The sequence below is a fragment of the Prevotella denticola genome (assembly GCF_900454835.1).
GTDB classification, from domain to species: Bacteria; Bacteroidota; Bacteroidia; order Bacteroidales; family Bacteroidaceae; genus Prevotella; species Prevotella denticola.
In genome coordinates, this window is record NZ_UGTM01000001.1 from 1,105,524 (window position 1) to 1,128,194 (window position 22,671).

At 50.2% G+C, this 22,671-nt stretch carries 12 protein-coding genes; 7 read left to right on the plus strand and 5 right to left on the minus strand.

Annotated features, from left to right (window positions below; genetic code table 11):
• Entirely contained in the window at window positions 1-798 is a 798-nt protein-coding gene (trmB, locus tag DYH27_RS04710; protein ID WP_025067432.1) for a tRNA (guanosine(46)-N7)-methyltransferase TrmB, read from the minus strand.
• Window positions 799-1,411: 613 nt separating this feature from the next.
• On the opposite strand from trmB, the gene DYH27_RS04720 reads away from it, so the two are divergent.
• On the plus strand, window positions 1,412-2,200 hold the full coding sequence (locus tag DYH27_RS04720) for a Cof-type HAD-IIB family hydrolase (protein ID WP_025067430.1): 789 nt from the start codon (window positions 1,412-1,414) through the stop codon (window positions 2,198-2,200).
• 291 nt (window positions 2,201-2,491) lie between these two features.
• A complete protein-coding gene (locus DYH27_RS04725) occupies window positions 2,492-3,124 on the plus strand; it encodes a cation diffusion facilitator family transporter (RefSeq protein ID WP_004354522.1) in 633 nt (210 codons plus the stop codon).
• Window positions 3,125-3,343: 219 nt separating this feature from the next.
• Here the strand turns inward: DYH27_RS04725 and DYH27_RS04730 are convergent, their stop codons facing one another.
• Window positions 3,344-6,748, minus strand: a complete 3,405-nt coding sequence (locus DYH27_RS04730) for a glycosyltransferase (protein WP_025067429.1) — start codon at window positions 6,746-6,748, stop codon at window positions 3,344-3,346.
• A gap of 213 nt (window positions 6,749-6,961) precedes the next feature.
• A complete protein-coding gene (locus tag DYH27_RS04735) occupies window positions 6,962-8,974 on the minus strand; it encodes a TonB-dependent receptor plug domain-containing protein (protein WP_025067428.1) in 2,013 nt (670 codons plus the stop codon).
• 809 nt (window positions 8,975-9,783) lie between these two features.
• On the opposite strand from DYH27_RS04735, the gene DYH27_RS04740 reads away from it, so the two are divergent.
• The 5 genes from DYH27_RS04740 to DYH27_RS04760 all read left to right on the plus strand — a co-directional run bounded on the left by DYH27_RS04740 (window position 9,784) and on the right by DYH27_RS04760 (window position 17,372).
• On the plus strand, window positions 9,784-12,492 hold the full coding sequence (locus DYH27_RS04740) for an endonuclease MutS2 (RefSeq protein WP_025067427.1): 2,709 nt from the start codon (window positions 9,784-9,786) through the stop codon (window positions 12,490-12,492).
• Between the two features lie 88 nt (window positions 12,493-12,580).
• Window positions 12,581-14,674 carry a PorE family type IX secretion system protein gene (gene porE, locus DYH27_RS04745; RefSeq protein ID WP_025067426.1) on the plus strand — a complete coding sequence of 698 codons (2,094 nt, stop codon included), beginning with the start codon at window positions 12,581-12,583 and terminating at the stop codon, window positions 14,672-14,674.
• Between the two features lie 49 nt (window positions 14,675-14,723).
• Window positions 14,724-16,055 carry a methyltransferase RsmF C-terminal domain-like protein gene (locus tag DYH27_RS04750; RefSeq protein WP_004354561.1) on the plus strand — a complete coding sequence of 444 codons (1,332 nt, stop codon included), beginning with the start codon at window positions 14,724-14,726 and terminating at the stop codon, window positions 16,053-16,055.
• Window positions 16,056-16,069: 14 nt separating this feature from the next.
• Complete coding sequence (locus DYH27_RS04755; RefSeq protein WP_004354532.1) at window positions 16,070-16,864, plus strand: thymidylate synthase; 795 nt, start codon at window positions 16,070-16,072, stop codon at window positions 16,862-16,864.
• Between the two features lie 13 nt (window positions 16,865-16,877).
• Window positions 16,878-17,372, plus strand: a complete 495-nt coding sequence (locus DYH27_RS04760) for a dihydrofolate reductase (protein ID WP_004354535.1) — start codon at window positions 16,878-16,880, stop codon at window positions 17,370-17,372.
• 485 nt (window positions 17,373-17,857) lie between these two features.
• Here the strand turns inward: DYH27_RS04760 and DYH27_RS04765 are convergent, their stop codons facing one another.
• Both DYH27_RS04765 and DYH27_RS04770 read right to left on the minus strand, forming a co-directional pair.
• Entirely contained in the window at window positions 17,858-19,276 is a 1,419-nt protein-coding gene (locus DYH27_RS04765) for a threonine/serine exporter family protein (RefSeq protein WP_004354534.1), read from the minus strand.
• 584 nt (window positions 19,277-19,860) lie between these two features.
• Complete coding sequence (locus DYH27_RS04770; protein WP_004354516.1) at window positions 19,861-22,644, minus strand: hypothetical protein; 2,784 nt, start codon at window positions 22,642-22,644, stop codon at window positions 19,861-19,863.
• Between the last annotated feature and the right edge of the window lie 27 nt (window positions 22,645-22,671).

Sequence of the window (22,671 nt, forward strand, 5' to 3'; positions counted from 1 at the left end):
TTATCTGCTTGTCAACAGACCACTACGCTTCGGACGCTTGTATGAGCGGTAGTCATCGAGTTCAATCTCTACATCAGGCTCTACCAATTCGCCATTATGAGGCAGACGGAACTTCATGTACCTGATGTTCAATCCACGCTCAATCCATTGATTCTCATAATAGGTATGGATACCCAGTATTTCATGCGTCTTCTGGTCCATCTGGCCATCAACAGCTTCATCTCTTCCAAGTACATTGCCATAGAGATCTTCCGTCCGGTAAAGAACTGGAAGATGGTTTGCATTAACCATACAGGTCGTGTAGGTAAAGAGGAAATTTGAGTCTGTCTTCAGATGGATAATTCCGTCATCCACCAGAAAACGACGGTAACGGTTCATGAAAAAGGTGGATGTCAAACGTTTGTGTACATTCTTCATCTGAGGATCAGAGAACGTAAGCCATATCTCCTGCACCTCGTCTTCGCAGAAGAACCGGTCGATGATTTCAATGTTCGTACGAAGAAAAGCCACATTTTCCAAGCCTTCCTCCAAGGCCTGTCTGGCCCCGGTATAGATACGTGCGCCCTTGATATCTACCCCGATGAAGTTAATGTCCGGATAGACACGTGCCAGCCCGACAGTATATTCCCCTTTCCCACAGCCCAATTCAAGCACAATCGGGTTGTCATTATGGAAATACTGCGTACGCCAACCTCCCTTCATATCGAACGGAATCTCACTGATAACACTGAAAGGATATTGAAAGACATTACGGAACGTCTCCATCTCTGCGAATTTCTGTAACTTACCTTTACTCATGACTGCAAAGTTACAACAAAATTAAAGAATGAGGAAAGGCAGACCCACTTTTATCGTATCAGCATCCGTCATTGTCTGATAACAGAAACCTGCTCCTGCAAGCCCGACCGGATTCACAGGGCAACAACCTTACCTGCAAACCGCGAAATACAGAATATACAGGGTCTTCTTCTGTCAATCTGTCTGCCGCTTTGCCCAACCACTCTTCTCTCTCTCAACGAAACGACTTTATAATATTCCAAGTGACAAAACGTCAGATTCTCCTCTACAAAACATACACCAAAAGAAAAGGAGATGGGACAGCAACATCGTTACCCGACTCTGCCTATATTCCAGGCCACGTCCAGTTGCATTCCAAGTAGTTGAACAGAAAACGGCAAAACAATCAAACATAACAGCAAGAGAAGCCCACACATTGCCTTGTCAGCACCCAGCCCAATATAAGACCTCTATGAATATAAGGCTGTTTCCAGACCTGTTCCTGAGTTTTGAAGTCTTCCTCCAGACCTTCTCTACCCCACCCCGTTTCATGTTCAAATGGGCTTTGCATATTTTCCGATAAAACCAATATATGGAATCTTTTTTGTACCTTTGTAGCCCAAACAGATTCAGCATGGCAATCAAAGCAGCATTCTTCGATATTGACGGCACGCTGGTGTCATTCCAGACACATCAGATTCCAGCCTCGACAATAAAAACAATCGAGCAGGCAAAAGAGCGGGGAGTGAAGATCTTTATCTCCACAGGACGTCCTGTAGCCATCATCAATAACATAGATCCCATCCGTCACCTCATAGATGGCTACATCACCTTCAACGGCGCACGAACCTTCATCGGCGATGAAGACATCACACTGATGCCTATCCCGGAAGAAGAAGTACGCACAATGATTACTGATGCCAGCCGCCGGAACTATGCCGTCGTGGTGTGCGGCAAGGAAGACATTGGAATCCACAACCACACCAGCATCTTCGACGATGTGTTTGTACGTGGCTTAGGGGTCACCAACATCGACATCCACCAGCCCATAGAACCACTGCTGCACCAGCCTGTCCTTCAGCTTACGCCATTCTTCAGTGTGGAGGACGAGAGGCTGATCCTTCCTTCCATGCCCCACTGCATATCAGCCCGCTGGAATCCGAGATTTACAGACATAACCCTGCGGGGAGCCGACAAGGGCAATGCACTGCTGCAACTGACGAAGCATATCGGCATCAGTCCGGAAGAGTGTATTGCGTTCGGCGACGGCGGCAACGATATGAGCATACTCCATGCGGCAGGCATCGGTGTTGCCATGGGCAATGCCGATGAAGCGGTACAGGCTGCGGCCGACTATGTCACGACAAGCGTCGACGATGACGGAATACGGAATGCCTTCCTGCACTTCGGAGTAATCTCATAGACCGCAGATACGTTATCATCCTAAAAACGATTGCCGATATTCCCACATCGCTCTGTGATCAGATGTACGACAGAAACAACAAATAAGAGAAAATGACGAATGACAGAGAATGGATGAGCTGTATCAGATCAGAAGTGACTGCAGTTGTAAAAAAAGAAAGACAGACTTCGGATTTGAATTTATGGATAGCAGCAGGAATCATAATTCGAGATTATGACCTGTGTTTTCAGGACTGGCAGGAATCATGACCAACGGTCTTTCTATAATGGATTTTGAATAAAAAAAGTAGCAATGTCGAACAAAATAGAACGCTCTTCTCAGGAGAAACGGACCTCTTTCGTTGTCGTCTTCGCTTTCTGTGTAATGCTGGCCGAAGTCATCGTAGGCCTCTCTTCCCACTCCATGGCACTCTTTGCGGATGGAGTCCACATGGGTTCGCACGTGCTGGTCATCGGGCTTAACTGGGCTGCATACATATTGGTACGGCGGCTGGAAAGCAATGGGACAACGAAATATGACACAGACAAAATCCTGAATCTGTCGGCATTCACAAGCGGTATTCTTCTGATAATCATGGCCGTATTCATTATAGCAGAGGCCGTAGAACGACTGACAACGCATGGTGCAATTCAGAATTATGGACTTGCCCTCGTCACGGCAGCTATCGGTCTGGTGGCGAATACCATCAGCGCATCTGTCCTACACGGCCATCACGGCACTGCTGATTACAACAGCCATGCTGCCTACCTCCACGTCCTGTCCGATGCACTGACGGAAATCGGTGCGATTATCGGACTGCTCTGCGCCATGATCTGGGACATCACCTGGATTGATGCCGCCGTTGCAGTCGCCAGTGCCATGATTGTTCTCCGCTGGGCAAGACGTCTGCTATGGGACACAGGAAGGTCGCTGACAAGACTGTAACAGAGGGACTTCTCCTGTGAAAAACAGCATGGACGAGAAGTCAATTTCAACACTATAGAGATATTCCCAGCGGTTGGGAATGTTATTCCCGGCTGCCGGGAACATAACTCCCGACGGCTGGGAACCGTATTCCCATACGGTCGGGAACACGGTTTCTGTAAGACCGGGAATCTACAGGTACTGCAAAGATTGTTTCGATTGACAGAATCCGTTGCCTTCTCAGGCCTCTACGTTCCCCGTCCGTTTCAGCACTCCCCAGGTCTGCAGCTCGCCCTTGATTGCCTTGAGATAGCTCTTGAAAAGCACGTAATACATTATCCAACGATAGAAGAAGCGTTGGGGAATAATCCACAGCAACACCCACAGACGTTCATGCTCGAAAATATAAGCCATGATCGACACACTGGCATCCACGAGGAGGAACAGCAGGTAATAGAGGAATATCTGCCAGGCATTACCCGTAAACAGACCGAGCAGCATCAGAATATCTGCCAGTGGAGAGAAGGTCGGGATGATGTACTGGAAGATGAGCATATTCGGCATTGCCCACAGCCCGAAGCCGCCTTTCGACCTGGCGAAGAGTGACGAACGGTGCTTCCAGAAAGTCTGCATCACGCCGAAGGACCAGCGGATACGTTGTTTGACAAACTGCCGCACCGTCTCCGGGGCTTCGGTCATGGCGACGGCATAGTTCTCATTTTCAATGACGTATCCATGCTCGTTGATGCTCATGGTAAGGTCGCAGTCCTCAGCCAATGTGTCGGTTGTAAAGCCGCCGACCTCTTCCAACGCCTTCTTGCGGAAGGCACCGATGGCACCGGGAACAACCGTGACGGCATTGATGTTAGAATAAGCCATGCGGTCGAAGTTCTGGCTTGTCGTGTACTCGATAGCCTGCCAGTAAGTGAGCATATTGCGCTGGTTGCCCACCTTCACATTACCGGCCACGGCGCCGACCCTACCCGCCTCATCGGCAATGAAATGCCTCATCAGCCTGCTGACAGCATCAGCCTGCAACTGCGTATCGGCATCGACACAGACCACAAAGTCCGTCTTACAGGCTGCAATCCCATAGTTCAGAGCCGATGCCTTCCCGCCGTTCTTCTTTGCAAGGACAGTGACTTTCCCGTCGTTGCTGAACTTTTCCATGACCTTTCCGAGCGTATGGTCTTTGCTCCCGTCGTCCACCAGATAGATGTGGAGTGCCGGATAGTCCTGCTGTTTCAGATTGTCAATAGTGCGGACAATATTCACCTCTTCATTATAGGCAGGAACGATTACCGACACCGCCGGTGCCGTCTCGGCATCTATAGGAGCATAGCTCCGGCGGTTTTCTGCCCGCTTCTCACGTATCATCAGGATATACATGAAGACAAGCCTCAGGAAACCGAGAACCAGAAACACCAGAAAAAGGGCCGTGAGGAAGTCGCTGACATGGTAAATCAGTTCTGCCAGACTGAGGTTTGCCTGCATGGCATAATACTCCTTGCCTTTCTTTACCGGAGGCATGAGAGTCTGACGATTCATGCCGAGATACTGTTCCAGAGAGATGAACTGATAGCCTTCGCGCTGTAACGTCTCGATAATCCTGGGCAGCGCAGTGACGGTCGGCTTTCGTGTCGAACCGCCGGCATCATGCAGCAGGATGATATGTCCGTACTCGTTATGTACTCCATCCAGCACACGCCTGTAGATCTGGTCTGCCGTCACACCCGGCTGCCAGTCATTCGGGTCAATAGATTCTCCGACAAACAGATAATTCCTCCGACTTGCAATCACCATCGGCCAGATCTCCTCATGACCGGTGGGGTCGGCATCAGCGTTATAAGGGGCGCGGAAGAGAATAGTGCTCTGTCCCGTTATGCTTTCCAAGAGCATACGCGTCAGTTTCAGCTCGGCAAACGAACGCTGGTCGGAGTTCTCTGCCATGTCATGATGGGTGAAAGTGTGGTTTCCTATCGTGTTTCCGGCATCATAGACCTGCTTCACAAGAGGGAGGTTCTTCTCCATCTGCAATCCCACCATGAAGAAAGCCGCAGGCACACGATACTTTTTCAGCGTACTCAACACCGACGGCGTCCAGTGCGCATCAGGCCCGTCATCGAAGGTGAGGACAAGCTGCTTGTCCCCGCATCGGCCCAGCCGCTGAACGGTGTATGTGGCGGGAAGTTCCCTATAATGTTCTTCTGTTATCAGCCGGTTGTCCTTGTCAATGCTCACGGCGATCTTCCCCGGATGAGGTTCTGAGGTCACATTCAGCACCTCACCGGCACCGACGAAGTTGACATCATCCGTACCGCTAAGCTGCATCAGCCGCCCGATGGACATCCTGGCGACACTCTCCCATGACATATCTTTCCCATAGAAACGCCATATACGCTTGTCTTCCGTACCCAGCCGCCACACGGCATAGCCTGCTACATGGTACTCTGCTCCGAAGCGCATGATGTTGAATGTAGTGGCTGCATCGGGGAAAAATACCTGATGAAGACTGCCGTCATCCTCATTCTTATACGAGAAATTGAGGTTATAGGTATCATCATTGAAGCTGACGGCGGCTCCGGCATTCTGTGCAGAAGCCATCATCTGGTCGAACGAAACGGCAGTACCGCCTTTCTTTCCCTGCACCCAGTCATAGCCGTAAGCTGCCAGACCGAGCACGATCTTGTCGTTGGGAACATTCCTTGCAGCCCAGTCCGTCGCTTTCTCAACCCACCGCTGTGAACAGACAGGGCCGGGCTGGCTCGCTGCATTGTGTTCGTCATAAGCCATGAGAAAGAGGTAGTCGTCGTATTTAGCCAGTTCCGGCATATTGTAGTCGTCATTGAAAGCAGCGACGGCCTGTGTCACATAGAGACCTTGGGAATGGAAGACCTGCGCAAAATCCTTCACCAGAGTTATCAGCAATGCATCATCATTGATATCCAGTTCCTCCAGGTCAAGATTGATGCCGGAAAAGCCGTTCTTCCTGCATATTGAAGCCAGCTCGTTGATCATCGCCATGCGCTTTCGATCATTCCGCATAATACGTCCGATAGCTTCCGGACGGAAAGCAGAGCCATAGTTGTTCGTCAGCATGGGCAGAACCGGTATGCCTGCATGGCGCATGAACTTCAAGGCACGACGGTCTATCCTTATCTCTATCTTGTCCGTTCTGGGGTTGATGAAGAACCACTCCGGCAGCACCATATTGAGATGTTTCAGGTTGTTTTTCAATGACAGATAAGCGTGCTTATCCCAGTTCACATACCATGCCGAACGGACGCCCATACGTGGATCTGTCCATTCCGCAATGTACTTTGCCGTAACACGGTCTGCTTTGCCTACGAAACGGTGCTGCCTTGCCGCAACACCTGCATAGTTACTGTGCATCTTCTGTTCCTTGAAGAAATCGCGGAACGACTTGTAGGTCTTCGCCGTCTTACTGTCCTTCAGAAAAGGCGTACTGGCCAAGACCACCTTGCGGTAGTCGTGACGGAAAGGCATCTGAGGGCTTTCCTCCAAGGCAAACATCGCCAGAAAAACCACTCCCAGCAACAATACAATCGTCACAATAACACGCAACGTCCATTTGAACCGATTCCATCGTTGTTTCGAATCGGTTTGAAAAACCTGTTTGTCCATACTTGCAATCTTTTCTACTCTTTCTGATCCTGTTTATCCCAAACAGTACTGCAAAAGTATAATATTATCCAGTCAGCATGGAAGTTCTCCATGTAAAAAACAAAAAAGAACTATTAAATTAGTATAACGAACATAGGACATTCCGATGGGGAAACGCACAGGGACACTCCAAGAAACCTGCTGTCCCATCAGTCCAGACAGACAGCCTCCACCTTATTCTCCTGCAAAACAAACGATTCGTCCCTCACTCGTCACTCCTTCGATGACAATTCTATAATCCTTATGGAAGGTTTCCGGCAGCAGCAGACGAAAGCTGCGGCCACGCAGGGAAGGCCTCCAGATGGGTGTACGCCGGCTGGGAGTATAGCCCTGCGGCACCTGGTAACCCAGGGTGGTAAATGCCTTCGTATTTGTCAGTGGTACATCGGCCGCCTTGAAGTCGCCTTTCTTCGTCGTGATGGAGATAACACCCATACCGCCGATTGCTCCCCAGATAACCGTCGAACCGCTCTTGAATACATCTACTCTTTCCACGTCGGCCATCTGAATATTGTCCAGGTCATAGTCTTCATTGACAAATATACCGTCGATTGCGACGGCCGCCGGACGACGGCCGCCCACCGTCACACCACCCCTGACATAGCACTTCCCAAACTCCACTGTGACACCCGGGACTCTTCTCAGCAGTTCGTGCAGACAGGTCGCACCGATGTCCTCGATGTCGCGCAGTCCGAAGGAAAAATCGGCTGCATGGGCATAAGGGTCGGAGCGGGAAGCATAACTGGGACGATGGCTGAACACATGAACCTCTTCCATCCGGATACTTCCGTCCGGAATGTCCAGCGTAGCATCGACGCGCACCGTATCATCACCGCTCCATTCAAACGGAGGCACCGCTCCTGCATAAGGGGGGAACACATCTTCATCCAGCAGCAGTCTCACCCACGACTTCCCGGTCTTTGTAAACGCATTCAGGACATATTGCGTGCCTTCCGGGAAATCCATTCCCTCGAAAGAAAAACATCCCTTTTCATCGGTCTTTGCAGTTGCATAAAATCCTTTGTCAGGTGATATCAGATTCACTATGCCGTCCTTTATCGGCCGGTGGCCTGCCAGTGTCTCCACCTTCCCACGTATTACCGCCGAAATCTCTGCACCGTTTCCTCCTTTCCTACAGTCTCCTTTCATCACGTCACCCATACGGTATCTGCGCCAGACGTTCCCTTCAAGAAGTTCCTTCAACGTATCCTTTTCATCGAGAACCGAGGACGGTTCCTCCGGGAAACAATACAGGTCGCTGTCAAACAGCAAATGGTTGAAAATACCGGAGCTTCCTTTGCGATTATCCGACTCAACACGCTCGAGACGCAACGAGACGTCCATCGTCTCATCCGGCTTCAGTCCCTCTGCTTCGACAAGAAATGGAACAAGCCCCTCTGCCGTCCTGTGTGCATCGTCCCACTTCACCGAGACAGGACATTGTTCTTTCTCCGGGAACAGAAACCTGAGCTGCTCGTCAACCACATCAAAATTACTGTCAAGCAGCAGGAAAGAACAGACTCCGCCTTGGACAAGGCTGTCTCCATGAAGAATCGTCTCCTTATCCCCGTAAATCTTTCCATAATAGAACGGAACAGAACGGCAGTGTGCCAGCAGCCAGTATTCTTTCTGTATCCTGTCAGACACGCCTGTCAGTTTCACATGAATATCTTCTCCCGACTGACTGATGTCCAGGAGTTTCTCCCTCTTTTCCTTCTGCGGCCCGGAAGGACACGCATACTTATGCGGCAACAGCCGGCCGTATCCTCCGATAAAGATGCTTTTCAGGCTTTCGTATCCCTCCAGATCCAGCATGTTCCTTGTATAGGAACGAAGCATATAACGCCCCGCCGCCACACCTTCAGGAATATCTATCTGCCCCACAAATCCCTGATCGCTTCGAAGCAGACGAACACGCTTCACGACAAGCCGGTCCGGCCCCAGCAGTTCTACATACACATAACGGCTGAGGCTGTCAGGCTGATGCGTGATGGCATTCACCAGAAAAACACGGAAATGGATGCGCTGCCCTGCCTGATAGCTGTCAGCATCAGTACAGACATACGTCTTTTCTTGCGGGAAGAGCCTGACCTGCCGGAGAATGCGGTTCAGGAGCACATTGTCCGTCTGGGCGTACAGGGCCGTCTGGGCAAATATAAACAGGGTTGCGAAAAACAGTTTTCTCATATTATAAGGCATCAGTTAGTTCCATCCCGCCCATAGGTCTACGGGACGGGAAAACTGTCTGTAGAGTACAGTGCAAATTTACACAAAAAATCCCGGATTACGATGCAGGTGAAACAAAGAAAACTTTCTTTCAGGAAGAATAGCTTGCCAGACAGGGCCTCCGGATGAATCGCCAATATACTGACTTTAGAACCTACCTACCGTCTTTCAGCCTGAAGAAGGAAGATAGCGGAGGGGAACAACTGAAGAGGAGGTTGACTGATTTCTCCGTTCTGCTACGCACACCTAAAAGATTGAAAATCACCAGTTATGTCATAATAAAGTCATACAGGTTTCCTCTTTACCCTTACCTGCGGTCTAACTAAGCCTTACTTGAGACCTTACTAGGGCTTAATAGAGCTTCAATCAATGCTTAGTTGGAATCCAACTAAGCACCTTTTCCCAAGAGCAAGCATAACCACATCATTATCTGAAAGTTACGAAATGGGGAAAAGGTTATTCCGACTTGCATTCCCCAAATGCTGAATACGTGACTTTGTAAATTCTTTTCGGAAGAGGAAAAACGAATAGAAAAAAAGGAAGAAAGAAAGGAGAAGAAGCAGAGGGGCGACAGATTGTCTAACAGATAGCCGCAGAAAGCATATCGCCGGATTGCAGACTATGCGAGCAAGGTTCTGCACCTCTGCCCGCTGTTTTACAGAAACATTTTGTAATTTTGCAGTCCAGAAGACTGCAGCAACGGACAGGTACTCATGAACGACTTTCCGGCCATGTCTCTTTCCATTAAATGACAAAATGAAAATAAGACGATGATATATCCCAAGAACTTCGAACAGAAAATCGGTTTCACCGAAATAAGAACCCTCCTCCGAGAACGCTGCCTGTCACCATTGGGCAAGGAGCGGGTAGACGAAATGAGCTTTTCCACAGATGCCGGACAGATAAACACATGGATGGAAGAAATCAGGGAGTTCCGCCGGATACAGGAGGGACAGGATGATTTTCCGCTGGACAACTTCTTCGACGTACGCGAAAGCGTGTCGAGAATACGGCTGGAGGGGACACACATGGAAGTGGAGGAACTGTTCGATCTGAAGCGTTCACTGGAGACCATCATTGCTATCGTCAGCTTCCTGAGCCGTGGAGAAGAAACCGAACAGGGAGAGATACGCCACTACACTCCCGCCCTCTATGCGCTTGCAGACGGTATTGCAACCTTTCCCATACTTGTACAGCGCATCTCACAGATCATCGATAAATTCGGCAAGATGCGTGACAACGCATCACCCGACCTGCTGCAGATTCGTCGGGAACTTTCCCGGACGGAGGGGAGTATCTCACGGACGCTTTACAGCATCCTGCATTCGGCACAGGCGGAAGGACTTGTCGAGAAAGACGTTACGCCTACCCTGCGCGACGGGCGACTGGTCATCCCCGTCGCCCCAGGCCTAAAACGAAGAATATCAGGTATCGTCCATGACGAAAGTGCCACCGGACGCACTGTGTACATTGAACCTTCCGAGGTTGTGGAAGCCAACAACAGAATCCGAGAACTTGAAAATGATGAACGCCGAGAAATCATCCGCATCCTCACAGAGTTTGCCAAAAAGATGCGTCCGAACGTGCCGGAAATCCTCGATTCATACAGCCTCATGGCGGCAGTAGACTTCATCCGTGCAAAAGCCGAACTTGCCAGGCTCTTCCGAAGCTTTGAGCCAGAGGTGAGCGACAAACCACATATCGACTGGATAAGGGCTGTACATCCGCTCTTACAGCTGTCTTTGGAGCGCAAAAGCAGGAAAGATGCAAATCGTCTGTCATTAACGGACAACAGCCATGCGGATAAAGACTCAAATGACGAGATTTCTCTACAGGAAGACAATATCCTATCGGAAGAGGAGTATAAGACAGGGAACGTACCCCCATCTGTGGTCCCGCTTGACATACAGCTCACCAAGGACAAGCATCTCCTGATTATCTCCGGGCCTAATGCCGGTGGCAAATCGGTCTGTCTGAAGACGGTGGGACTGCTGCAATATATGCTCCAATGCGGGCTGTCCATCCCTGTCGGCGACCGTTCCACGACAGGGATCTTTACGGACATCATGATTGATATCGGCGACGAACAGAGCATCGAGAACGACCTCAGCACCTATTCCTCTCACCTGATGAACATGAAAATCATGATGCGCCATGCTACCGAACACACGCTCATCCTTATCGACGAGTTCGGAACAGGCACCGAGCCGCAGATCGGCGGTGCCATTGCGGAGGCGGTCCTGCGCCAGTTCTGGAAGAAACACGTCTGGGCGGTAATCACGACGCACTATCAGAATCTCAAGCACTTCGCCGAAAACCATCCTGGAACAGCCAACGGTGCGATGCTCTACGACCGCCATGAGATGCGCCCGCTCTTCCAGCTCGCCATCGGAAGACCGGGCAGTTCGTTCGCCATCGAGATTGCCCGGAAGACAGGAATACCCGAAGAGGTAATCCATGATGCAGCAGACATTGTCAGTTCAGACTATATTCAGAGTGACAAATATTTGCAGGATATTGTCAGGGATAAACGTTACTGGGAGAGCAAACGGCAGACCATCCACAGCCATGAAAAGGAGCTGGAGAAGCGGATTGCACAGTATGAGAAGGACATCGCCACACTGGAACAAAGCCGCAAGGACATTCTCAGACGGGCAAAGGAACAGGCTGAGGAAATCATCAAGGAGAGCAACCGGCGTATAGAAAACACCATCCGTGAAATCAGGGAGAAGCAGGCCGAAAAAGAAGAAACCAAGCGCATACGGCAGGAGCTTGCAGCCTACGAGGAGGGCTTGCAGTCTTCAAGTCAGCTTGACAAACCCGGAAAAAACAATAAAAAGAAGATGAAGGACAGCGGACTGCTGTCAGATGAGGACTTCCAAAAGAAAGTCGACAAAATAAAGAGCCGCAAGGAACGGCACGAACAACACCTGAAAGAAAGAGCCGGGAAGCAGCAGGCAGCCGCAGAAGCACTGAAGAATGCGGTGCGGAAACAGCAGACGGGCGGTGTGGTGAATGTAGGTGATGCCGTAAGGATAAAAGGTCTTACGACCATCGGGAAGGTAGAGGCTATCGATGGAAAACAGGCGACTGTCATCTTTGGCGATATGCGAACAAAGATGGCCATGAGCCGTCTGGAGCACGTAGATGCTGCCTCCCTACAAACGGAACAGCAACAGTTCCAGGCATATAATTACAGCCGCGAGACCCGTGAGACCATCGACAAGCACCGTAACCAGTTCCATCAGGAGCTCGACGTACGGGGCATGAGAGCTGACGAGGCCCTGAACCAGGTGCAATACTTCATCGATGATGCCATCCTTGTGGGAGCTGGACAGGTTCGGATTCTCCATGGAAAAGGCAATGGCATACTGCGCCAGCTCATCCGCCAGTATCTTGCCAGCATACCGAATGTAAAAAGCTATCGTGATGAGCATGTACAGTTCGGCGGTGCTGGCATCACAGTTGTGGAACTGTGAGCGGGTTTGGCGGACCCATTGCTTCATCACACAGACAATCAGAACGACAAAGGCAATAAAATCGATAGTGTCAGCGTTATATCATAATATGAACCATCTAAGTCTTTTGCACATACTCCGCAGCCAACGGAAGGATATTCTCCTGGCCGCCACCATCACGGTGATGCTGACGGCGTGTGGCGTGGACCGAAATATAAAGAAAGGTGAGAAGTACCTTGCCTTGGGCGAATATTACGATGCTGCGACACAGTTCAAAACAGCTTACCAGCGCACACCGCCCAAGGACAGACACCAGCGTGGCGAACTGTCATTGAAGCTGGCAGACTGCTACAGTCGCATCTCATCTTTCCAAAGGGCCATTGCTGCTTACCGGAATGCCATCCGGTATAAAGAAGATAACGGCGAAACACACAGGAAACTGGCTGAGAATCTGATGAAGAACGGCAGCTACACAGAGGCTGTAAAGGAATACCGCATCGCCCTCGATTCGCTGCCTGATGAACAGACCATTGCCCGAGGAATGCAAGCCGCATCAACCGCTGCTGCCGCAAAAGCGCATGGATCAAAGTACATCGTGAAGCGGATGGACGTGTTCAATTCGCGCCGACAGGACTACTCGCCCATGCTCTATGGTGACAAATACGAACAGCTGTATTTCACTTCGACGCGCAATGAGGCGAAAGGGGACGAGCCGAGCGGCATTACGGGAGTGAAAGCCGGGGACATCTTCCTAAGTGAGAAAGACGAAAAGGGGAAATGGGGCACACCGAAAGTCATTGTGTCCGGACTGAATACAGAGGCGGATGAGGGAACACCTGCCTTCTCCGCAGATGGCAGGGAGATGTACATCACGCAGTGTCTGACCGACCCCAGCTACCCACGTTACGCCCAGATAGCCGTCAGCAACCGTTCGGATGCAGCATGGGGAAAGGCAACAAAGCTGGAAATCAGCCGTGACACCCTGTCGAGTTTCGCCCATCCTGCGGTATCGCCAGACGGAAACTGGCTTTACTTCACAAGTGACATGCCCGGCGGGAAAGGCGGTCTCGACATCTGGCGGGTACGCCTTACAGGAGGTACGACAGGAGGGGTAGAGAACCTGGGAGACCCTGTCAACACACCGGGAGACGAGGAATTTCCGACATTCCGGCCAAACGGTGACCTTTATTTCTCCAGTAACGGACATGGCGGACTGGGGGGCCTCGACATCTACATAGCCAAGGCGGGCAGCGACCACCGTTATCACCTGGAGCATCCGGGCTATCCGCTTAACTCACAAGGTGACGATTTCGGCATGACCTTCGAGGGGCTGCACAACCGAGGCTTCTTCTCTTCCAACCGGGGAGACGGCCGGGGCTGGGACCACATCTACAGCTTCGAGCTTCCCGAAGTCATACAGACCGTCAAGGGCTGGGTCTATGAGATGGACGGTTATGAGCTGCCTGCCGCACAGGTGTTCATGGTGGGCGACGACGGAACCAACAGGAAACTGGCGGTCAAGGGAGACGGTTCTTTCGAGCAGGAGATACAGCCTGGCGTCAGTTACGTCCTCCTTGCAACCTGCAACGGTTTCCTGAATCACAAGGAAGAAATAAAGGTCAGTCCGGTTGAAGCATCCAAAGAACATACCCTCCAGTTCCCCTTGGCAGGTCTGCATGTCCCTGTGCTGATTGACAACATCTTCTATGATTTCGACAAAGCAACGCTCCGTCCGGAATCAGAGAAAGCCCTGAACGAACTCGTCAAGCTGCTGGAAGAAAATCCGAATGTAACAATAGAGCTTTCAGCCCACACCGATTACATCGGTTCTGCCGAATACAACAAACGTCTCTCACAGCGACGTGCGGATGCAGTAGTAGCCTATCTCACCTCACACGGTATTGTCCGCGACCGTCTCACACCGGTAGGCTATGGCAAGGAACGCCCCCAAAAGATACGCAGGAAGCTCACGGAAAAATATCCCTGGCTGAAAGAAAATGACATCCTGACAGAAGATTTCATCAAGAAACTCGACAAAGAAAAACAGGAGATTGCCAATCAGCTGAACCGCCGGACGGAATTCACTGTTCTCCGGACCACCTACGGGATGTTTGACGAGAAGGGCAACCTGAAGCAGCAGCCCAAGCCGAAAACGAAAAAGAACAGCGATGACAATGAAATCATCATCGACCTCAATCCCTGATTTCTCATCTTCGCTTATCATCGCCCATCATCGTTTATCATCATCACCCATGACAGCAACCCACACTCCTCTTCCCCCAGCCTTCACAGCCTATACCCGCACGCTCTTCGGCGATTCGCTCTACCAGCTTTTCCTGAAAGCACTGGAAGAACCGGCACCTGTAAGTATCCGGCTTAATCCTTTTAAACTGTCAATGAACAGCTGGAAGGTAAATGCGGAACTGAAGCCGCAACCCATTCCATGGTGCAGGGAAGGTTATTGGCTGGCGATCCGGCCCAGCTTCACATTCGACCCGTTGCTCCACGCCGGTGTATATTATGTGCAGGAAGCATCGTCCATGTTCCTGTCCCACGCTCTGCGCCACTGGGTGAAGCATCCCGTCATGGCACTCGATCTGTGTGCGGCACCAGGTGGAAAAACGACTTGCGCACGCACCGTTCTGCCCGAAGGGTCGTTCCTTTTCTCCAACGAGCCTATAGGGAAGCGGGCGCAGATACTGGCAGAGAACGTACAGAAGTTCGGTCATGAGGGCGTTGCCGTCACCAACAACTATCCTGGCGACTACAGGAAGTCCAGGCTGCTCTTCGATGTCATCATGGCCGATGTACCCTGCTCAGGCGAGGGAATGTTCCGCAAGGATCCGCAGGCCATTGCAGAATGGAGCACACAGAACATGGAGAACTGCCGGCAGCTCCAACGCAGCATCATTGCCGACATATGGGACAATCTGAAGCCAGGAGGCATTCTTATCTATTCCACCTGCACCTTCAATGCCCATGAGGATGAGGAGAATGTAGCATGGATTCTCAAGGAATACGGTGCAGAACTTCTCCCCGTACCTACGGAGAAGGCATGGAACATTACCGGTTCGCTTATCGGGAATCCGATGCAAGACACTCGTGCGTTCCCGGTCTACCGCTTCATTCCAGGCAGGACACGCGGAGAAGGATTCTTCATGGCTGTCATCCGCAAATGCGGAGAAGACGAGAGACTGAAATACGATACGCCAATATCATCTGACAAGGCCCTTGCCGAAGCACGTAAACACCTCCGGATATTATCCTGTGGCGTAAAGGAGGAGACACTGAAAGGCAAGAACCTCATTCCCGACCACACACTGGCACTCTCCCTCTCTGCCGACAAATCGGCTTACCCAAAGGTTGAAATCGATTATCCGACGGCAATCGCCTACCTCCGGCACGAGGCTGTCACACTGCCTGATGAGGCACCGAACGGTATCGTTCTGCTTGCTTACAAGGGACATCCGATAGGCTTTGCAAAGAACCTCGGCAACCGTGCCAACAACCTCTATCCACAGGAATGGCGGATCAAGAGCAGCCATACGCCGGAAAAGCCGGATGTCCTTACTGAAAGAACATAAACACATAAAGAAATATGCAACAATACCTCAATCTCCTCAACTGCATCCTCACAGAAGGAGCAGAGAAAGGCGACCGTACCGGAACAGGAACGCTCTCCGTCTTCGGCAACCAGATGCGCTTTGACCTGCGAGATGGCTTCCCTCTGCTGACAACGAAAAAACTTCATCTGAAAAGCATCATCTATGAGCTGTTGTGGTTCTTAAAGGGTGACACAAACGTACACTACCTGCAGGAACATGGTGTGAGAATATGGAATGAATGGGCGGACGAGAACGGCAATCTCGGTCCCGTCTACGGTCACCAGTGGCGTTCATGGCCCGACTACAAGGGAGGGACCATCGACCAGATCAGTAACGTAGTAGAAATGATCCGGCATTGTCCGGAGTCCCGCCGTATGCTCGTTACCGCATGGAATCCGGCGGAGGTCGACGAGATGGCTCTCCCCCCCTGCCACTGTCTTTTTCAGTTCTATGTCGCAGACGGAAGACTCTCCCTCCAGCTCTACCAGCGTTCGGCAGACACCTTCCTCGGCGTACCCTTCAACATAGCCTCCTACGCCCTGCTGCTGCAGATGATGGCACAGGTGACAGGCCTGGAGGCAGGTGAATTTATCCACACGACAGGCGACACCCATCTCTATCTGAACCATCTGGAACAGGCAAAACTACAGCTCACCCGTGAGCCACGTCCCCTGCCGAAGATGAAGATAAACCCTGATGTCAAGGATATCTTCAGCTTCAGATACGAAGACTTTGAACTGACCGATTATCATCCCTGGCCACATATCTCAGCAGAAGTAGCTGTATGAAAAAACAATGAACATGAACATAAACATCATCGCCGCCGTGGCTGCCGACCGGGCCATCGGCTACAGGAACGACATGGTCTATTTCATCCGTGAGGACCTGAAACGGTTCAAGCAGCTGACAACGGGACATACCGTTGTCATGGGACGCAGAACTTTTCATTCCCTGCCGAAAGGTGCGCTGCCCAATCGTCGGAACATCGTACTGAGCCGGACAGAAACTGACTTCCCAGACTGTGACGTCTATCCTTCACTTGACGAGGCTCTCCAGCATATCAGTGCCGGCGAACAGACTTTCATCATCGGCGGGGCCAGTCTTTACAAGGAGGCTCTTGGCATTGCCGACCGGCTTTATCTCACAGAAATCGCCGCCACCCCACCCCATGCTGATGTCTTCTTCCCGGTTTATGACAACGGAACATGGGAGATTGAATCGCAAGAGACACACCCTGCAACCGCAGACCATCCAGCGTTCGCTTTCGTCAATTACATTAGGAAAAAGCCGAGATAAGCCCAGCCCACACCTTCCAACGTCTCTTACAGATTCCCATTCCATTCTTTCCAGCACAGGACTGTTGCCGGAAGTCAGCCCGACACTCCCTGTACCATTACAGACAACATCTGTCCGAGGACAGTTACCGCAATGTAAACCAGCACAGGGAACAGCATTCCCGACCGGTCGGGAATGCTGTTCCCAAGCACCGGGAATATACTTCCCGGCCGTTGGGAACTGACCTCCCAACGGCCGGGACATAAAAAGACACATACAGACCAGAATGTGTCAAAGCACGAATGCCTTTTTGAAAGTCTTACAGTTTAAAACGTCACAACAAGAAAAGCCCATTTCAAAACTCCTTTGTGAGCAGAGAAATAGGCTTTTCCTTATTTTTAGAAAATATCGTCTTACAGACTGGAGGTTGTCAGACCGCCGGTTTTTATTTTGATGTACTCTCGCATCTTATAAAAACCACAACCAGCCTCTTCAGGCCTCCAACCCTATTCTACGACAAAATTATGCAAGTCAACGAACTTGCCGCGCTGGCGGCGTTCCTCAATCATACGTGCCAGCTTGGCCCTGCGGTGCGGTGCAATCCACTTGCGTCCGAAAATATTGGGAATGGCCACGCCAAGAGCGATACAAAGCAACACCAGCGATCCGTTGATGGCGTTCAGGACTGCAAATGTCACCTCACCGACAACACCTTGCATCTCAATGAGCCCGTAGAGCGCACGGTACATCAACACACCCGGGACAATCGGGATGACAGCGGGAATGGTGATACACTGGTGCGGTGTATGCAGGAGGTGTACGGCCTTGATGTTGATCAGCGAAATCAGTGCAGAGCCGCAAAGTGAACCCACTATCAGCCCCAGACCCAAGCCGATATTGCCCGTCGCCGGCCCGAGGTTGATGAAGTTGCGGGAGCATACACAGATAATGCCCCCGACGGCTATCCACGGCATCAGCCGGTAAGGAATGTTGTAAATGGTAGCAAAGCCCATAGCCGATACGGCTGCAGCAATGGCATACTCTATGAAATTATGGTGAGGTGTCATGGACAGATCCTTGACAAAGTTGTCAATACTGCCGCACTTGATGGCGATTGCAATGCCGAACGCCATAGAGACTACAATGAGCAGCGTGTTCATCGACCGGACCAATCCAGTATTGATATGATTGTCCAGCAAGTCGTTGACCGCATTAATCAAAGGAACACCCGGGACAATGTAAAGCGCACAGGCAAGAAGCGGATGCCATGGGGTCGAACTGTACAGGATGGGGCGAAGGAACGCAGGCAGTGCTTCCTGAACAGAAGGGAACGACAGATAAGACGACAGCCATGCCAGAATCGTACTGGCGAAAGCCGCAATTGCAAAATTGGCATAGACGTTCGAACCGGAATGGTTCAGGTACATCCGCAGACGGTTGCCGAAGATGGCAGCAAGGGAGGCATAGAAGAACGCCGTCCAGTCGCAGCCAAACTGGATGCAGAAACCGCCACAGGCAAAGCCCGCCCCGATGGCTATCATCCAGTCTGTATAATAATGTCTGCCGTGAGCAATCTTCTCAAGTTCTTCTTCATATCTGTCCAGAGAATAATCCTCCTGGATGGCGCGCCACGAAAGTTTCGAGATTTCCTGAATGGCAAGCATATTGATTACGTGCTTGTCACAACGCTGCATCTTCGAGAAGCTGTGTGTCTCGTCACTCACATTTACCTGAAGGATGTAATAACCGATGTCCATGTGCAGATTTTCCTTGGGCAGTCCAAGGTAAGCCGCCGTACGTTCCATATTACGTTTCACGCGGCTCGTATCTGCCGAACTCTCCATAAGAATCTGTCCTGTTCTCAGGAGTAAATCAAGTTTTCTGCGAAGGATCTTCTTGGAAGATGCCATCTGATTCTCGTCCATAAATAAACAATCTTTAGCTTGAAAAACGTTTGCAAAGTTACGATTAATTATCCACATAGGAAAATTACCCTGCAACAAATCAAGGTTTTATCCAGACTTTTCACACAGAAAGATAAAAAGATATGCTCCGTGGAGTCTGTGAGAGATTCATGGAAAAGAACAGGATACAGAAAACTTGGAGAGTGTTCCACAATATTAAAATTCCTATGAATGGAAGAATCCATTTTGCAGAACACTTGTTCCCAACCGTGGATGCATAAATTTCTTACCGTAGCGAATTTTCTTCCAACCACAGGAAATTTCTATTACTTCTATTCCATTTCTTAAGGGTGTGAGGGTACGCAAAAGTGTAAATGCCCTTTTGAAAGTCTTACAGTTTAAAATAATCCAATAGAAAAAGACCATTTCAAGACTCGTGTTCGAGTAAAGAAATGGTCTTTTTTTATTCTAAAAAGTACACTGCTTACAAATTAAAAGTCATCAAGTCGTTAATTTGGATTTTGACAATCCCTCATCTACCCAAAGAGTAAGAATGAAAAATAAACCTTGCAAGTAGCTAACAACACTACCAATAACAAATTGAATTATTCCGTGACAGGACGGACACCATTAGCTCCAGCCCGATAGTAGCTTTGTACAGGGTACACCATGGTGTCATATATGAACAGACCACAACCTTGGGAAATACTGCCTGGAACTGCCGACCAAAAGGAGCCTATGATGCCAACAGCTCGCAAAGTACCGTCTTTGTCGCTGCGATTACCCAAAGCAGGGAAATAGATGGTAACATCCTTATTACTGTTTGTCCAAAAATCATGACCGAAGTTGTTTTTGAACTTATTGGGATCGGTAATTCCATCAATGTTGAGATTACTCATATAAGTAGGTGTTCCTCCTTCAGATTTACCAGTGTCGGTAAAGCCAGTAAAGGCATTAGAGGCAGGCATCTTAAAGCCGACAGGACAAGGATCGTAAACAGTCTTAATGACAGGCGCATCATTACCATCTTCAGAAAGTGTTTCTGCATGACTGATGGCAGACCAAAGGTTCAAGTAAGAATAATCTTCAATAGAAGCATTCCCGGAGTCCCATAATGTGCTATGGACATAGAAAGTTTGAGGATTTTGAATAAGATTGACGAAAATATTACCGTTAACAGCTTCGACTTTTTCCTTTTTGATCGAGCCTTGAGCAAGTGTTGTTTCATCAACACCTGGGAAGGCATCCTTACGTCCCCACTGGTAGAGCGTCGCATAACCTCTTCTGATAATTCCGGGGTTCTGTGTGATGGTAATGTCAGTGTACTGCTTTATGCCGTTGTTAACAAGGTCTTGTTCGACACGGAACTTTACACTGCGGGGGGTATGGTAGGCGGTACTCTCCCATTGGGTGGGTGTCCAGCCGAGGGCCTCGGTAGTGAAGTTGTATTTCACACCCTGATGGTTCGTGACCTCAATTGGAGTGAGTGCGCTCTGTGGAGTGAACCACAAATGCCATGACCAGACAACCGTTCCGTTCTTTGTCGCAGCAATCACAGCATTACCACTCTTGATGTCGGAAGTCTTGACCTCAAACTGCAGGAAGGCATTACCGGAAGCGTCGTGTGAAATGACAGCAGTTCCGGCAGTAAGGTGAACGAGATCAGCTTTGTCGGCCCAGACAATTTTGGCACCGTTGACACCGGCATAGGCTCTTCCGTTGGTTTTTTCTATCCAAGGATCCGTGATAGCTTGGTTGTTGTGATCCCTAAACTTGCGTAATATATGTGGATCTTTAGAAGATGAACCTGAAAGAACATCACAGGTATAAGAATTTGGATTATATTTGCCTTTCTCTATAGCATTACCGTAAACAAGTGGGATGCGGTAGTAACCTGGAGCTGAGATAACATAGCAGTTGGCAGTACTGCGAGCAGTATGTCCACCCATCGTAGAAAGGTCATAGTAGTTACCAGCACTACCTAAGGGTATAGCTTTCTTGAGTTCCTCGTTACGTGAAAACAACAAGTCTTTCACTTCTGCCTTCTTAAGCATAGCTGTCCCAGTCTCGGCCACCACGCCTCCATCGCCTTCATTTTTACTAAGACCGACCAACCAATCCGGCTTCTCTGACATAGAGAAATTGCCGTCACCATTGGCGTCGTAGCCGATAACCTTCCAAGACACAGCCTGCTGCTCTCCGTCCTTCTCACGGTAACTGGTAATGGTGTAGTGCTGTGAGGTGGTCTCATCATAGTTGGCAGGACGGGACGGGTTGGTCGAGGTGAGAACGTAGGTCCAGTCAGAGTGCTTTTGGCTTATCTTGTAGGTACGGGTGGTGCCGGCTTTCCATTCGCCCTTGAGGTCAACGTTTATCTCTGTACCGTCTGTGAAGTGGATGTAAGCTTTCACGCCCTTGCCCGTAAGCACCTGCGGTATCATGAAGAATGTGTAGTTGTCTCCCGGCTTGCCCATGACAGTCGTGTTGGGGTTGTAGGCGGTGCTGACTACGATGTCCGAGAGAATGGCAGTACCGCGTACATCGGCGGAGTGATCCCATGTGGCACCAGCACCGCTAAACTCCTTGGAGAGCGTATACTTGCTCTTCATCACAGCATTGCGCAACTCGACACGGTCAATATACTTATTCCAAGAAAGGTTCTGACCAACAGCGAAGCGAATGGCAGTGAGGGCGTGGCGAAAGTCGAGGTCAGCTGTCGGAGAAACCCCATGCGTGGCATAATGTACGTGGCCCGTGCAAGCCGTCATGAAGTCTACCTGCTTCGTTACGTCAGACTCCGTCTCGAAGTCCACGGTAGGGCTTCCCTTCGCAGCAGAAGTTTTGCCGATGTTCATCTTCGTATAATTCTCCTTTGAAGGGAATACGGAAAAGAAGCAGGCGTGAGGGAGCGACCATTCCCATTTGATAGGGGTGTAGAGCTTGCCGTCACTCGTCGTCTTCTCGGCGTGGAACCACTCTGGAGTAGTCAGGATACTGGTGGCAGCACCGCTACGCAGACCTGTCGTTGAAAAGTCACCGTCAATGGCAGTCTTTATCTCGGCACGAGTGGCAGGATTATCCCTCACAGGGTTTACACCCTCAACAGTAGTCTCTATCAGGCAGATATCGTTCTTATTGTTACTCTGTACCTCCAGACGGCGGCCTGAGAAGTCGGCATCGGAAAGACTTGCAGATAAGACACTACGTGTCGTGCCACCTGAACCGCTGATAGACAGGGTCTGTACATCGTTTACGTTGAAGCCTACTAAGACATCACCGGCACCTCCTTGTCCAGACATTAAGTCATCATCGGCACAAGAGACGGCCGACAGCACTACACCGCCCACAAAGAGGGCTGAAAATACATAATGTAAGAATATCTTCTTCATTTTTACTTTTTTACTTTTTACTTTTTG

Coding starts and splice junctions, on each gene's coding strand:
- trmB (WP_025067432.1), bottom strand. CDS start 798: ATGAGTAAAGGTAAGTTACAGAAATTCGCAGAGATGGAGACGTTCCGT.
- DYH27_RS04720 (WP_025067430.1), top strand. CDS start 1,412: ATGGCAATCAAAGCAGCATTCTTCGATATTGACGGCACGCTGGTGTCA.
- DYH27_RS04725 (WP_004354522.1), top strand. CDS start 2,492: ATGTCGAACAAAATAGAACGCTCTTCTCAGGAGAAACGGACCTCTTTC.
- DYH27_RS04730 (WP_025067429.1), bottom strand. CDS start 6,748: ATGGACAAACAGGTTTTTCAAACCGATTCGAAACAACGATGGAATCGG.
- DYH27_RS04735 (WP_025067428.1), bottom strand. CDS start 8,974: ATGAGAAAACTGTTTTTCGCAACCCTGTTTATATTTGCCCAGACGGCC.
- DYH27_RS04740 (WP_025067427.1), top strand. CDS start 9,784: ATGATATATCCCAAGAACTTCGAACAGAAAATCGGTTTCACCGAAATA.
- porE (WP_025067426.1), top strand. CDS start 12,581: ATGAACCATCTAAGTCTTTTGCACATACTCCGCAGCCAACGGAAGGAT.
- DYH27_RS04750 (WP_004354561.1), top strand. CDS start 14,724: ATGACAGCAACCCACACTCCTCTTCCCCCAGCCTTCACAGCCTATACC.
- DYH27_RS04755 (WP_004354532.1), top strand. CDS start 16,070: ATGCAACAATACCTCAATCTCCTCAACTGCATCCTCACAGAAGGAGCA.
- DYH27_RS04760 (WP_004354535.1), top strand. CDS start 16,878: ATGAACATAAACATCATCGCCGCCGTGGCTGCCGACCGGGCCATCGGC.
- DYH27_RS04765 (WP_004354534.1), bottom strand. CDS start 19,276: ATGGACGAGAATCAGATGGCATCTTCCAAGAAGATCCTTCGCAGAAAA.
- DYH27_RS04770 (WP_004354516.1), bottom strand. CDS start 22,644: ATGAAGAAGATATTCTTACATTATGTATTTTCAGCCCTCTTTGTGGGC.